This window comes from Candidatus Omnitrophota bacterium (assembly GCA_016209275.1).
In the GTDB taxonomy this organism is placed as follows: domain Bacteria; phylum Omnitrophota; class Gorgyraeia; order Aquiviventales; family Aquiviventaceae; genus JACQWM01.
The window spans coordinates 1-14,675 of sequence record JACQWM010000046.1; the positions used below are offsets into that span (position 1 = coordinate 1).

Sequence of the window (14,675 nt, forward strand, 5' to 3'; positions counted from 1 at the left end):
CCCGCACACCACCTTTCACGCCGAAGTCTACTGCCTGACCAAGGAAGAGGGCGGGCGGCACACGGCCTTTGTCCAAGGCTACCGGCCGCAGTTCTACTTCCGCACGACCGACGTCACCGGCAACGTCACCTTGCCTGCCGGTACTGAGATGGTCATGCCGGGGGATAACATCACGGTGACGGTGGAGCTCATCCAGCCCGTGGCGATGGAGAAAGAGCAGCGCTTCGCGATTCGCGAAGGCGGCAAGACCGTGGGGGCCGGGGTGATTACGGAGATCCTCAAGTAAGCCGATGCAAGACTTGATTACGCTCAGCTGCATCGATTGCCAGCGGCGCAACTACCACAGCACGAAGAATAAGAAGAACGTGCCGGATCGGTTGGAACTGCGCCGGTATTGCAAGTGGTGCCGCAAGCATACGAACCACAATGAAACGGAGTGATGGTCGCCGGTATAGGAGCGTCGGTTAACGGTAAACCACCGGTCTCCAAAACCGGGACTGCAGGTTCGACTCCTGCCGCTCCTGCCAATTGCCATCCGCGATGCGCGAGGCACCACCGCTAATGGCCAAGGTCCTCGAGCGGGCTGGAACATTCTTGGCAAGCGTTCGCGAAGAAATTAAGCAGGTATCTTGGCCGGCCCGAGAGGAAGTCCTGGGGTCGGCGATCGTGGTGTTTATCGGTGTCGCCCTCCTGGCGAGCTTTATCAGTGTCTGCGACGTGATCCTCACGCACATCGCAAAAATCCTCTTGCAGTAATTCGACGGATGATGACGGAAGCCCCTGAGGAACAGCAGCAGCCGCCGGCCCCGGCCGGCAGTCAGCCGGCACCGGCACCCGTTGAGGCCGCCAAGGGCGCTGAACCGCAGCCGGTCGAGCAGCATTGGTACATCATCCACGCCCAAACCGGGCAAGAGTTGAAGGTGAAGGCGGCGCTGGAAACCCGCGTGAAAGAGGAAGCCGCCGGCGAAAAAATCAGCCAGGTCCTCGTCCCGACGGAGCGCGTGGCGGAGGTGCGCGGCGGCAAAAAGCGGATCTCCGAGCGAAAATTTTTTCCCGGCTATCTGCTCATCCATATGGAAATGACGGATGAGAGCTGGCATTTGGTGCGCACCACCCCCGGAGTGACGGGATTCATCGGAGCCGGGCGCCGCCCCGTGTCGCTGTCTGAGGATGAGGTCTCGGAAATTCTCCGGCAGACCGAGGAGCGGAAGGATAAACCCACCTCGCGGGTGACGTTCTCCAAGGGCGAAGGCGTGCGCGTCATTGAAGGGCCGTTCACGAACTTCAGCGGTGTGATTGAAGAGGTCAATGCCGCGCGCGGCAAACTGAAAGTGCTGGTATCGATTTTTGGACGCCAGACGCCGGTCGAATTGGAATTTTGGCAGGTCGAAAGACTCTAAAGAAAAGGCGATATCAGATATCAACATCGATATCTGATATCGGTTGGAAACCTCTCTCATGGCGGTCAAGAAAGTTAAGGCCACGTTAAAACTGTATTGCCCGGCGGGAGCCGCGAACCCGGCGCCTCCGGTCGGGCCAGCACTCGGCCAGCACGGCGTCAACATCATGGAGTTCTGCAAGAAATTCAATGAAGAAACCAAGGGCAAGGAAGGCTTGGTGCTGCCGGCGGTCATTACCGTCTATGAAGACCGCTCATTCACCTTCATCGTCAAGAGCCCGCCGGTGTCGGTGCTGATCAAGCAAGCGTGCGGCATCGCCAAAGCCTCAGGCAACACGCCGAGAGAGAAAGCCGGGCAGATCGGCCGGAACGCCGTGCAAGACATCGCGAAGCAAAAGCTGCAGGATCTGAACGCCCATGATCTGGCGGCGGCGGTCAAGATGATTGAAGGCACGGCGCGCAGCATGGGCATCGACGTGGTGTGAGCATGGCTCTGAAGAAGCGATACGCGAAGGCTGCCGCCCTGGTGGACCAGAAGGCCACGTACCCCATTGATCGGGCCGTGGTGCTGCTGAAGGAACTGCCGGCACCAAAGTTTGACGAGACGGTCGAGCTCTCCGCCTCGCTGAATATCGACCCGAAGAAAACGGATCAGGTGGTGCGCGGCACGGTGGTGCTGCCGCACGGCACCGGGAAAACGCGCCGAGTGGCCGTCTTCTGCAAAGGCGAAAAGGAAATGCAAGCCAAGCAGGCCGGCGCGGACTATGTGGGTGCTACCGAGCTCATCGAGAAAATCCAGGGGGGATGGCTGGACTTTGAGGTGGCGATCGCCACCCCGGATATGATGCGCGAGGTTTCCCGGCTGGGGAAGATTCTCGGTCCCAAAGGCATGATGCCCAATCCCAAAGTCGGCACCGTGACGGACGATGTCGCCAAGGCCATCAATGACGTGAAGCAGGGCAAGATCGAGTTCAAAATGGATAAGCTCTCGAACATTCATCTTGTGATCGGCAAGCGCTCCTTCGCCCCGCAGCAATTAGCGGACAACGGGCGCAGCGCGCTCGAAGCCATTGTGCGCGCACGGCCGTCCTCGCTGAAAGGGCGGATGCTCCGGCGCGTGAGCGTATCTTGCACGATGAGTCCCGGCATTCCGCTCAAGACGGAAGGCCTTGAGACCGACACGGCGAAGGAAACGGACTAATGGCTCGAATCGGGCGCTTGGTCAAGGAATCCATTGCGAATGAGTTGAGGACTGAGCTCAAACAGCGCCCGAATTTTTTCGTCACATCGATCACTCGCATGCCGGCGGCCGAGGCGAATGTGTTCCGCCAGAAACTGCATGCCACGAACGCCCGGCTGCTGATGATCAACCGCCGGATGGGACGCAAAGCGCTTGAGCCGCTCAGCCTTGAAGGCCTTCATGAGCTGTTGAAGGGCTCGGTCGGACTCGTGCTGGCCGGTGATGACGCGCTGCCGGCGCTGAAGGTGCTGGTGGACTTCCGCAAAACCCACGAGCAGCAGCTGATCGTCAGCGGCGGCATCCTCGATGGGGAGCTGTTACTCGACAAGCAATTGAGCGAATTGGCAGCACTCCCATCGCGGCCGGTGCTGCTTGCCCACGTGCTGGGCACGATCGAGGCCCCGATCGCCGATGTGATAGTCACCATCGAGCGCTTGATCGGCGATCTCGCCTGGCTGGCTGAGCAAGCCGCAGAATCGAAAACCGCATCACCAATACCACCCGCGTCAGAACTCACGAAGGAGGGGACGTAAATGACGGAGACCGTGTCGAAACGAGTGGAGGAAGCGCTGAAGCTCACCGAAGAGATGACGGCGCTTGAGCTCTCCAGCTATGCGAAGGCCATGCGGGACAAGTTTGGGATTACCGCAAGCCCGGTGGCGGTCGCCGCCAATCCGGCGGCCGGCGGCGGGAGTGCGGCAGCAGCCGAAGAGCCATCGGTGTTCGATGTCATCCTGGCCGGTGCCGGCACCAACAAGATCCAAGTCATTAAAGAAATCCGCGCGATCACCAGCCTGGGCCTGAAAGAAGCCAAGGACCTGGTGGAAGGAGCGCCGAAACCCGTCAAGACCGGCATCAAGAAAGAGGAAGCCGAGGAAATTAAGAAGAAACTGGAAGCCGCCGGTGCGCAGGTGCAACTGAAGTAATTGAGTGATTCAGTGATTGGGTGATTGAGCGAGTGACAAAAGGGGACCGATGTCAAAGCGAGCACAGACCGTGGTCAGCTTTGCCAAATTGAGCGAAGGGCTGGCCCCTCCTGATTTGGTGGAAGTCCAGAAACGCTCGTATTGGGATTTTCTCCAGCATGACGTGCCAAAGCCGAAGCGGCGCAACATCGGCCTGCACGCCGCCTTTCTCGAAACATTCCCGATTGAAAGCCGCGATCGGGTCTACCGGCTCGAGTACGTGCACTATGCGCTCGGCAAGCCGAAGTACAGCGTCAATGAATGCCTGCGCAATGGGCTCTCCTTCGCCGCGCCGCTGAAAGTGAAGCTTCGCCTTGTCGGCCCGAAAGCCTCAAAGGAACAAGAGGTCTATTTCGGCGAGATGCCGCTGATGACGGATGTGGGAACCTTCGTGATCAACGGCGATGAGCGCGTTGTGGTCAGCCAGCTCCATCGCTCCCCGGGCGTCACGTTTGAAATGAACGTGCACCCGACGGGCAAGCGCCTGTTTTCCGCGCGCATCATCCCGTATCGCGGAGCCTGGGTGGAGCTGGAGTTTGACACGCTCGACGTGCTGCATGTGTCGATCGACCGGCGCCGCAAAATAGTGGGCACGATTCTGCTGCGCGCCCTAGGCTTCTCCACCGATGAGGAAATCCTCAACGCCTTCGGCAAAACCGAAACGGTGAGCTTTGCCGAGGCGCATGATTTGAAGCCGCTCATCGGCAATCATCTCGGCGAGCGCATTATCGACAGCACCACCGGACACGTGGTGCTGCGCGCCGGCACGAAGATCACGGAGGAATGGCTCGATACGATTTGGCAAAGCGGCAAGCGAGAGCTGAAAATCGTCAGCGACGCCCCGGCGGAAATCTTGAAGACGCTGGAGAAAGACCATACCACCACCCGGCAGGAAGCCCTGCTGGACATTTTCCGGCGGTTGCGCCCCGGCGACTTGGTCAACCTTCCCTCCGCCGAGACGCTGATCCATCGGCTGTTCCTTGATCCCAGACGGTATGACTTGGGCAGCGTTGGACGGTATGTGCTCAATCGCAAGCTGAGCATGACGGATGGGCTGGACTCCCGCATGCTCTCGGGCGAGACCGTCATCCACGTGATCCAATATCTGCTGGGACTGCGCCGGGGCGAAGGCGAAATCGACGACATCGACCACCTGGGCAACCGGAGGGTTCGTTCGGTGGGCGAGCTCGTCTATCACCAATTCCGCGTCGGCCTTGAGCGGCTGGAGCGCACCGTGCGCGAGCGGATGGCGATCTATGACCTGGACAAGCTGATGCCGCACACGCTGGTCAACTTCAAGCTGGTCGCCTCGGTGATTCGAGACTTCTTCGCGCGCTCGCAGCTCTCGCAGTTCATGGATCAAACGAACCCGCTGGCGGAGCTGACGCATAAGCGCCGGATGTCCGCGCTGGGCCCCGGCGGGCTCTCGCGCGAGCGCGCGGGCTTCGAAGTCCGCGATGTGCACCCCTCGCACTATGGCCGCATCTGCCCGATCGAAACACCGGAAGGCCCGAACATCGGCCTCATCTCCAGCCTCACGGTCTACGCCCGCATCAACGAGCACGGGTTCATCGAGACCCCCTATCGGCGCGTTGAGCATGGCATGGTGACGGACAAGATCGACTATGTGACAGCGGACATCGAAGATCGGCACGCCATCGCCCAGGCGAGCAGCCCGCTGACGAAGTCTAACAAGTTTTCCGAAGAGCTGGTGAGCTGCCGCCATCACGGCAACATCGTTCGCCTCCCGCCGTCGCAAGTCGAATACATGGATGTCTCCTCGAATCAAACCGTGAGCATCGCCGCAGCACTGATTCCATTCCTCGAGCATGACGATGCGAACCGCGCCCTCATGGGATCCAACATGCAGCGGCAAGCGGTCCCGCTCGTGCATCCGAAGGCCCCCCTGGTGGTCACCGGCATCGAGCGCCGAGTCGCGGTGGATTCCGGGGCGTGCATCGTCTCGCGCGATGACGGCGTGGTGAGCTATTCGGATGCCCAGCGCATCGTCATTGGCCGCACCACATATGAGCTGAAGAATTTCCAGCGCTCCAACGCGAACACCTGCCTGCACCAGCGGCCCATCGTCTCGGTCGGGGACAAGGTGAAAGCCGGGCAAGTGATCGCCGACGGGCCGGCCACATACCACGGCGACCTCTCGCTGGGTCGGGATGTGCTCGTGGCCTTCATGCCGTGGCGGGGCTACAACTTTGAAGACGCGATTTTGATCAGCGAGCATCTCGTCAAAGAGGACACCTTCACGTCGATCCACATCGAGGAGTTCGAGGTGGAAGCCCGCGAAACCCGCCTCGGCAACGAAGAGATCACGCGCGACATCCCGAACGTCGGGGAAGAGGCGCTGAAGGATCTTGACGAGCAGGGCATCATCCGCGCCGGCGCGGAAGTCGGCCCTCGCAGCATCCTGGTTGGGAAGGTGACGCCGAAGAGCGAGACGGAGCTGACCCCTGAGGAAAAATTGCTGCGCGCGATTTTCGGCGAGAAAGCCGAGGATGTCCGCGACACCAGCCTGAAGGTTCCGGCAGGCGTTGAGGGCATCGTGGTGGACGTCAAAATCCTCATCCGCAAGGGCACCCAGACGAAATCCAAGGAAGAGCAGCAGCAGGAGCACACGCAGATTGACGCCATCCGCAAGCAGTATCAGGTGCGCATCAACAAACTCGCGGAGGAGCGCGTGGAGCGGCTCGTCAAGCTCTTGCAGGACAAAAAATTATCTGCGCCGCTGTGCGACATTGACTCGGGCGACACCGTGATCGACGCGGGCCGCACCGTCAAGGCCAGCGATGCCAAGAAACTCTCGCGCGCTGACTTTACCGACGTCAAAGTGCAGGAGGAGCCGGGACTCGATCTTGAGGTCCGCCGCGTGGCGGATTTCTTCGACGAGCTGATCCGCGAAATGCGCTCCGAAGAGGAGATGGAGGTCGACAAGGTCAAGCGCGGCGATGAGCTCCCACCCGGGGTCTTAAAGCGCATCGTGGTCCAGGTGGCCTCCAAGCGCAAAATCCAGGTCGGCGATAAGATGGCCGGGCGCCACGGGAACAAAGGCGTGATCGCAAAAATCCTCCCGCAAGCGGACTTGCCGTTTCTGCCGGATGGCACGCCGGTCGAAGTCGTCCTCAACCCGCTCGGCGTGCCCTCGCGCATGAATGTGGGGCAGATGCTGGAAACCCACCTGGCCTGGGCGGCCAAGGCGCTGGGCTTTCAGGCGATCACCCCGGTCTTCAACGGGGCGAGCGAAGGGGAAATCCAGGACTACTTGAAGAAGGCGAAGCTGCCGCTCTCGGGCAAGATCCAGCTGCGCGATGGGTTTACCGGCGACTATTTTGATCAGGAAACCGTCGTCGGCTACCTCCACATGATCAAGCTCGTCCACTTGGTGGATGACAAAATCCACGCGCGATCCATCGGACCGTACTCCTTGGTCACCCAGCAGCCGCTGGGCGGCAAAGCGCAGTTCGGCGGCCAGCGCTTCGGAGAAATGGAAGTCTGGGCCCTGGAGGCGTACGGGGCGGCCTACACGCTGCAAGAGCTGCTCACCGTCAAGAGCGACGATGTCGAGGGGCGCACGCGGGTCTTTGAATCGATTGTCCGCGGCGAGCATGTGCTCGCCCCTTCAGTGCCTGAATCATTCAACGTGCTGGTGAAGGAGCTGCAGGGCTTGGGGCTCGACGTCCGGCTGGAGCGCAAGGAGCACTTGGTGACGGGCGATGAACTCTTCGAAAAACTGGTCAAACGAGAACTTGAGCAGCCCACCATCGGCGCTCCGCGGGATGTCATCACGAGCGCGGACAAGCCTGTGAAGCGCGCCAAAGCCACCGTGAAGGTCAAGAAATGAGCGCCCCAAAGACGCCTGAGCACCTCTTTGATGATGTGAATGTCTTTGATGCGATTACGATCCACATCGCGTCTCCTGAAGTGATTCGCGGCTGGTCGAAGGGCGAAGTCAAAAAGCCGGAAACTATCAACTACCGGACCTTGAAGCCGGAGAAAGACGGCTTGTTCTGCGAGCGCATTTTCGGACCGACGAAGGACTTCGAGTGCAACTGCGGCAAATACCGGAAAATCAAGCATAAGGGGATCACGTGCGACCGCTGCGGCGTGGAAGTGACCAAGGCCAAGGTCCGCCGCGAGCGATTGGGCCATATCGAACTATCGGCCCCGGTGTCGCATATCTGGTTTTTCAAGAGCGTGCCCTCCCGCATCGGCGCGCTGCTGGATATGACGATGAGGGATTTGGAGCGCGTGATCTATTATGAAGCCTTTGTCGTCACCGATCCCGGCGGCACCCCGCTGCGCGTCCGCGAGATCCTCACCGAAGACCGGTATCAGGAGGCGCTGAAGACCTACGGCAAAAGTTTCACCGCCAAAATGGGCGCCGAGGCCGTGCATGATCTGCTCTCAACACTGGATCTTGGCAAGATGGCGCGTGAGCAGCATAAAGAGCTGCAAAAGCAGAAAGTGGAGCAGACGCAAAAGCGGATCGCGCGCAATCTGCGCATCATTGAGGCGTTCCGCAAGAGCAGCAACCGTCCGGAGTGGATGATCCAAAAGGTCATCCCGGTCATTCCGCCGGATCTGCGGCCGCTCGTGCCCTTAGACGGGGGCCGATTCGCCACGTCGGACTTAAACGATCTCTACCGGCGCGTCATCAACCGGAACAACCGCCTGAGGAAGCTGATCGAGCTGAAGGCGCCGGAGATCATCATCCGCAATGAGAAGCGGATGCTGCAGGAATCGGTCGACGCGCTCTATGACAATGGGCGGCACGGGCGCCCGGTGCTCGGGCCCATGAACCGCCCGCTGAAGTCGCTCGCCGACATGCTCAAGGGCAAACAGGGCCGGTTCCGCCAGAACCTGCTGGGCAAGCGCGTGGATTACTCCGGGCGTTCGGTCATCGTCATCGGGCCGGAGCTGAAATTGAACCAATGCGGCCTGCCCAAGAAGATGGCGCTGGAGCTCTTTGAGCCCTTCATCATTCGGAAGTTCCGCGAGCAGGGCTTCGCGCAAACCATCAAAACCGCCAAGCGCATGGTGGAAAAGGAGCGGACCGAGGTCTGGGACATCCTCGATGAGGTCATCAAGGACCACCCCGTCCTCCTCAACCGCGCACCGACGCTTCACCGATTGGGAATCCAGGCCTTCCAGCCGATTTTGATTGAAGGCAAGGCGATTCGGATCCACCCGCTCGTGTGCACGGCCTTTAACGCGGATTTCGACGGCGACCAGATGGCCGTCCACGTGCCGCTGTCGATTGAAGCCCAGCTGGAAGCGCGGCTGCTGATGCTGGCCTCGAACAATCTGTTCTCTCCGGCATCCGGCAAACCGATCGTGACACCCACGCAGGACATCATCCTCGGCTGCTACTACTTGACCAAGTCGCGCGAGAAGATGAAGGGCGAGGGGATCGTGTTCAGCGACATCGATGAGGTGATCCTCGCGTACCAAGATCAGCAGGTGGCCCTGCACGCAAAAATCAAGCTGCGGTGGGAAGGCCAATTTTACGAAACCACGCCGGGCCGCGTGCTCTTCAACCTCGTGCTGCCGGATGAGGTGCGGTTCGTGAACGAGCTCATCGACAAGAGCCGGCTCAGCAACTTGATCGCCAAAGTGTACCGGCAGTGCGGCCATGCCCGGACGGTCGAGCTGCTGGATGCGCTCAAGACGATGGGCTTTGAGTGGGCAACACTCGCCGGCATGTCGATCGCCGTCGCCGACCTGACCATCCCCCCGGACAAGGATAAAATCCTCAACAAGGCCCACCGCGAAGTGGAGCAGGTGGAAGGCCAGTACCGGCGCGGGCTGATTACGGAAGGGGAGCGGTCCAACAAGATCATCGACATCTGGATGCACACCACGGAAGAGGTCTCCGATCACGTGATGGAGAATTTCGACGCGTTCAATCCGCTGTTCATGATGGCGGACTCGGGCGCGCGCGGGTCGGAGCAACAGGTGCGCCAGCTCGCCGGGATGCGCGGCTTGATGGCCAAGCCCTCCGGGGACATCATCGAAAGCCCGATCACCGCGAACTTCCGCGAGGGGCTCACCGTGCACGAATATTTCATTTCAACGCACGGGGCGCGTAAGGGGCTGGCGGATACGGCGCTGAAGACGGCGGACTCCGGCTATCTGACGCGCCGCCTGGTGGATGTGGCCCAGGAAGTGATCATCACGGAGATCGACTGCGGCGGCCTCAACGGCATTCTCATGACGGCCATCCGCGAGGGAGATGAGGATATCGTCGGATTGCGCGAGCGGATCGTCGGCCGCGTGGCCGTGGATAACATTGTGGACGTCGTCAGCGATGCGGTCCTGGTGAAGGCCGGGGAGGAAATCGGCGAGGATATCGCCGAGCGGATTGAGCAAGCCGGCATTGAAAAAATCCGCATCCGCAGCGTGCTGACCTGCGAATCGCGCAAGGGCATCTGTTCGAAGTGCTACGGCCGCAACCTGGCGACCGGATGGATGGCCGAGCTCGGAGAAGCGGTGGGCATCATCGCCGCCCAGTCGATCGGCGAGCCTGGCACCCAGCTGACCATGCGGACCTTCCACATCGGAGGGACCGCGCATCGCGTCGTGGAGCAATCCCAGGTCAAAACCAAGCACCGAGGGCTGGTGAAATTCCATAATCTGAAGACCGTCAAGACCAAGCCTGATGAGTACCTCATCCTTAACCGCAACGGCGAGCTGGTCATTGCGGATGCGGAGGGGCGGGAGCTGGAGCGGCATCGAGTGCCTCAGGGCGCGGTCTTATCCAAGGGGGACGGGGAGTCCATCAATAAGGATGAGCTCGTCCTGCGCTGGGACCCGTACACGACCCCCATCCTGACGGAGTTCGGCGGCGCGATCCGGTTTGAGGACGTGAAGCTGGGCCTGACCATGCGCGAAGAGCTCGATGAAGCCACCGGGCTGACCAACCGCATCATCGTCGAGCATAAAGGGGATTACCAGCCGCAGGTGGTGATTGAGACTGATAAAGGCGAGCTGCTGGCCGTCTATGGATTGCCGGTCGGCGCGCATGTGCTGGTCAAGGAGGGGCAGACCGTGAAAACCGGAGACATGATCGCTAAAACCGCCCGGAAGATCAGCCAGACCAAGGATATCACCGGGGGTCTGCCGCGCGTGGCAGAGCTCTTCGAAGGGCGACGCCCGCGCGATCCGGCCATCATCGCCGAGATCGATGGGATCGTGGATTTCGGCACCGCGAAGAAAGGCCAGCGGCGCATCATCATCAAGAGCGCCTCGGGCATGATGAAAGAATACCTCATCCCGCACGGCAAGCACCTCAACGTCTACAAGGGCGATTACGTGCAGACCGGCTTTCCCCTGACGGATGGGCCGATCGTTCCCCAGGATATTCTCCGGGTATCCGGCGAGCGCATGCTGCAGGAATATCTGGTCAATGAGATCCAGGAGGTCTACCGCTCGCAGGGTGTGAAGATCAACGACAAGCATATCGAGGTGATCGTCCGGCAGATGCTGCGCAAGTTCCGCATCGATGAGCCCGGCGACACGGACTTTCTCATCGGCATGCAGGTGGATAAGTGGAAGTTCGCCGAGGAAAATGCCCGGGTGAAGGAGAAGGACGGCAAGCCGGCCCAGGGCACGCCGATTCTGCTTGGCATCACCAAGGCCAGCCTTTCAACCGAAAGCTTTATCGCGGCGGCGAGCTTCCAGGAGACCACGCGCGTCCTCACGGAAGCCGCAGCCAGCGGCAAGCGCGACGGCCTGATCGGGCTGAAGGAAAACGTGATCATGGGGCACCTCATTCCGGCCGGCACGGGCTTTTCAGCGAATCGCGGAGGGGAAATGATGAAGACGGTCGCGGAGCCGCTGCCGATCGCCGAGGACATCGAGGAGAACGGGAGTGCGGCCGAGACCGACGCCTCCAACGACGGCGAGGAGGCGCAGTAACCCAATGCCGACCGTCAGCCAGCTGATTCGCATCGGGCGGCACGCGCTGCGGAAAAAGACCAAAGCGCCGGCGCTGAAGGCCTCGCCGCAGCGGCGGGGCGTGTGCGTGCAGGTGCGCACCATGACGCCGAAAAAGCCGAACTCGGCCCTGCGAAAAATCGCGCGTGTGCGCCTGACCACGGCGATTGAAGTCACGGCGTATATTCCCGGCGAGGGGCACAATCTTCAAGAGCACTCCATCGTGCTGGTGCGCGGCGGCCGCGTGAAGGACCTGCCCGGCGTGCGCTATCACATCGTGCGCGGCACCTTGGATGCCTCCGGCGTGAACCAACGGCGGAAATCCCGGTCGAAATACGGAGCGAAGGCGCCGCAAGGGGCCGGCGGCGCTGCCAAACCCGCAGCGGCTGCAGCGCCAGGAAAAAAATGAGTCGACGACGACGCGTAAGAAAAGAAGAAACGCCGCCGGATCCGCGGTATAATAATCGGCTCGTGCAGAAATTGATCCATGCGCTCATGAGCGATGGAAAAAAATCGACGGCGGAGCGCGTGGTGTATGGCGCGTTTGACTTGCTGAAGAAAAACGTCGGCACGAACGACGTGCTGACGGTGTTCCATAAGTCGATCGAGAATATCCGGCCCCACGTCGAGCTGAAGGCCCGGCGGGTCGGCGGGGCGACGTACCAGATCCCCATCGAAGTGCGTCATGACCGCAGCATGTCGCTGGCCCTGCGGTGGCTTCGCAACGCGGCGCGCAGCCGGCGGGGCGCGCCCATGGCCAAGCGGCTATCGGATGAACTCCTCAGCGCGTATAAGGGCGAAGGCTCCGCTGTCAGGAAGCGCGAAGAAACGCACAAGATGGCTGAAGCGAACCGGGCGTTTGCCCACTACCGATGGTAAATGGCCACTGAAACGATGACGCAAACCTCGTCGGATCTTGAACGGCTGACGTACACACGGAATTTCGGGGTCGTCGCGCATATCGACGCCGGCAAGACCACCACGTCGGAACGAATCCTCTTTTACACCGGCCGGATCCATAAGATCGGTGAGATTGATGAAGGCACGACCACGCTCGACTGGATGGCGCAGGAGCGCGAGCGGGGTATCACGATTACGGCGGCTGCCACGACCTGTTTCTGGCGCAAGTACCGCTTTAACCTGATCGACACCCCAGGCCACGTGGATTTCACCGCCGAAGTGGAGCGCAGCCTCAAGGTGCTGGATGGCGCCGTGGTCGTCTTCTGCGCGGTCGGCGGGGTGGAGCCCCAATCGGAAACGGTCTGGCGGCAAGCGGATAAGTACGGGGTCCCCCGCTTGGCGTTTGTCAATAAGATGGACCGGACGGGCGCAAATTTCTTGAGCGTCCTGAAGGAAATCCGCGAGCGCCTCGGCGCGAAGGCCGCTCCGGTGCAATTGCCCTGGGGGGCGGAAGACACCTTTGTGGGCGTCATCGATCTCGTCACCATGAAGAGCGTCAAGTTTGATTCGGCGAACCCTTCGAAACCTCCGGAGCTCGGCGAGATCCCGGCGGAGCTGGCGGAGCAGGCGAAGCACAACCGCCATGAACTCTTGGAAAAAGTCGCCGAACTTGATGAGGCGCTGATGGAGCAGTATATCCATGACAAGGAACCGACCGAGCAGGAATTGCGCACGGCGATCAGAAACGCGACGATTAAGCAGGGTTTCGTCCCGGTTTTTTGCGGGGCATCCTTCAGAAACATCGGGGTCCAGCCGCTGCTGGATGCCATTTGCGATTATTTGCCCTCGCCGCTCGATATCCCGATTCCTCCGGCGCATCATCCGGCCAATGATGAGGCCGTCGAATGCACCCCGGACGAGCGAGCGCCCTTCGCCGCCCTGGCCTTTAAAATTGCGCGCGATCAATTCGTCGGCAAGCTCTACTTTATCCGCGTCTATTCCGGCACCCTGAAATCCGGAGAGACCATCCTCAATGTGACGAAACGACGCAAGGAACGCATCAGCAAGCTGCTCCGCATGCACGCCAACAAGCAGGAAATCATCGAGGAAATCAAGTCGGGTGACATTGCGGCGGCCGTGGGCTTAAAGCAGGTCACCACCGGCGATACCCTCTGCGCCGAGGACACCCCGGTCATCTTTGAGCGGATTAAGTTCCCGGAACCCGTCGTCTCCATGTTCATCGAAGCGAAAACGAAAGCCGAACAGGATAAGCTCAGCAACGCCCTCGCACTCCTGCAGGATGAAGACCCGACCTTCATCGTGCACTACAATCAGGAAACCGGCCAGACGCTGATGGAAGGCATGGGAGAGCTTCACCTGGAGATTCTTGTGGACCGCCTGCGGCGGGAGTTCGGGGTTGACGTGCTCACCGGCAAGCCCCAGGTCGCGTACAAGGAAACGATCACGGCGACCGTGGATGAGGTGAACTACAAGCATGTCAAGCAATCCGGCGGCCGCGGCCAATATGGGCATGTGGTGATCGAGCTTGAGCCGGCCCCGCCGAAGAGCGGCATTACGTTCGTGAGCAAGATCGTGGGCGGCAAAATCCCCAAAGAGTTTATCCCGGCGGTGGAAGAGGGCGTCATCGAGGCCTCCAGAACCGGGCCGATGGCCGGCTACCCGGTGATCGACATCACGGTCACACTCTATGACGGATCCTACCATGATGTCGATTCCTCAGAGATCGCGTTTAAGATCGCGGCCATCGAAGCGTTCAAGCAGGGGGTGATGAAGGGCCGGCCGGTCATGCTCGAGCCCATTATGGTCGTGGATGTCACCACACCGGAGACGGTGATGGGAGAGATCATCGGCGACCTGCAGTCGCGGCGCGGCAAGATTGAGTCGATCATGGAGCGCGGATCAAGCCGCATTATCCGGGCCTATGTCCCCCTGGCCGAGATGTTCGGGTATACCACAGCGATCCGGTCGCTCTCGCAGGGGCGGGCGTCCTCGACTATGGAGCCTGCGCGCTACGAACGCGTGCCGAAAAACCTTGAAGAGGGCCTCACAGGCGGAGGGAAAAAGGGCTAATGGCGACTAAGCCTAAGTTTGAGCGCACCAAGCCCCACGTCAACATCGGCACCATCGGCCATGTGGACCATGGCAAGACCACGCTGACCGCCGCGATCACCAAGGTGCTCGCCGCGAAGGGCCTCGCCCAAGC

The 14,675-nt window shown here is 60.7% G+C and carries 14 protein-coding genes and 1 tRNA gene; all 15 read left to right on the forward strand.

Annotated features, from left to right (window positions below):
• A partial coding sequence (gene tuf / locus HY737_06385) for an elongation factor Tu (protein MBI4598009.1) occupies window positions 1-286 on the forward strand: 286 nt, incomplete at its 5' end.
• Window positions 287-290: 4 nt separating this feature from the next.
• On the forward strand, window positions 291-440 hold the full coding sequence (gene rpmG / locus HY737_06390; GenBank protein ID MBI4598010.1) for a 50S ribosomal protein L33: 150 nt from the start codon (window positions 291-293) through the stop codon (window positions 438-440).
• 13 nt (window positions 441-453) lie between these two features.
• A tRNA-Trp gene (locus HY737_06395) sits at window positions 454-527 on the forward strand.
• 34 nt (window positions 528-561) lie between these two features.
• Window positions 562-756: a preprotein translocase subunit SecE gene (gene secE, locus HY737_06400; protein ID MBI4598011.1), complete on the forward strand. Its 195-nt coding sequence runs from the start codon at window positions 562-564 to the stop codon at window positions 754-756.
• 11 nt (window positions 757-767) lie between these two features.
• Entirely contained in the window at window positions 768-1,400 is a 633-nt protein-coding gene (nusG, locus tag HY737_06405; protein MBI4598012.1) for a transcription termination/antitermination factor NusG, read from the forward strand.
• Between the two features lie 58 nt (window positions 1,401-1,458).
• Window positions 1,459-1,884: a 50S ribosomal protein L11 gene (gene rplK / locus HY737_06410; protein MBI4598013.1), complete on the forward strand. Its 426-nt coding sequence runs from the start codon at window positions 1,459-1,461 to the stop codon at window positions 1,882-1,884.
• Between the two features lie 2 nt (window positions 1,885-1,886).
• Complete coding sequence (locus HY737_06415) at window positions 1,887-2,600, forward strand: 50S ribosomal protein L1 (GenBank protein MBI4598014.1); 714 nt, start codon at window positions 1,887-1,889, stop codon at window positions 2,598-2,600.
• Window positions 2,600-3,172, forward strand: a complete 573-nt coding sequence (locus tag HY737_06420; GenBank protein ID MBI4598015.1) for a 50S ribosomal protein L10 — start codon at window positions 2,600-2,602, stop codon at window positions 3,170-3,172. Before HY737_06415 ends, HY737_06420 begins: the two co-directional genes overlap by 1 nt.
• Complete coding sequence (rplL, locus tag HY737_06425) at window positions 3,173-3,565, forward strand: 50S ribosomal protein L7/L12 (GenBank protein MBI4598016.1); 393 nt, start codon at window positions 3,173-3,175, stop codon at window positions 3,563-3,565.
• Window positions 3,566-3,614: 49 nt separating this feature from the next.
• Window positions 3,615-7,457 carry a DNA-directed RNA polymerase subunit beta gene (gene rpoB / locus HY737_06430; GenBank protein MBI4598017.1) on the forward strand — a complete coding sequence of 1,281 codons (3,843 nt, stop codon included), beginning with the start codon at window positions 3,615-3,617 and terminating at the stop codon, window positions 7,455-7,457.
• Window positions 7,454-11,533 carry a DNA-directed RNA polymerase subunit beta' gene (gene rpoC, locus HY737_06435; protein ID MBI4598018.1) on the forward strand — a complete coding sequence of 1,360 codons (4,080 nt, stop codon included), beginning with the start codon at window positions 7,454-7,456 and terminating at the stop codon, window positions 11,531-11,533. Before rpoB ends, rpoC begins: the two co-directional genes overlap by 4 nt.
• A gap of 4 nt (window positions 11,534-11,537) precedes the next feature.
• A complete protein-coding gene (locus HY737_06440; protein ID MBI4598019.1) occupies window positions 11,538-11,960 on the forward strand; it encodes a 30S ribosomal protein S12 in 423 nt (140 codons plus the stop codon).
• Entirely contained in the window at window positions 11,957-12,430 is a 474-nt protein-coding gene (gene rpsG / locus HY737_06445; GenBank protein ID MBI4598020.1) for a 30S ribosomal protein S7, read from the forward strand. The genes HY737_06440 and rpsG overlap by 4 nt, the downstream gene beginning before the upstream one ends.
• A 15-nt stretch (window positions 12,431-12,445) precedes the next feature.
• A complete protein-coding gene (fusA, locus tag HY737_06450; protein MBI4598021.1) occupies window positions 12,446-14,542 on the forward strand; it encodes an elongation factor G in 2,097 nt (698 codons plus the stop codon).
• A partial coding sequence (gene tuf, locus HY737_06455; GenBank protein MBI4598022.1) for an elongation factor Tu occupies window positions 14,542-14,675 on the forward strand: 134 nt, incomplete at its 3' end. The genes fusA and tuf (HY737_06455), both read left to right, overlap by 1 nt.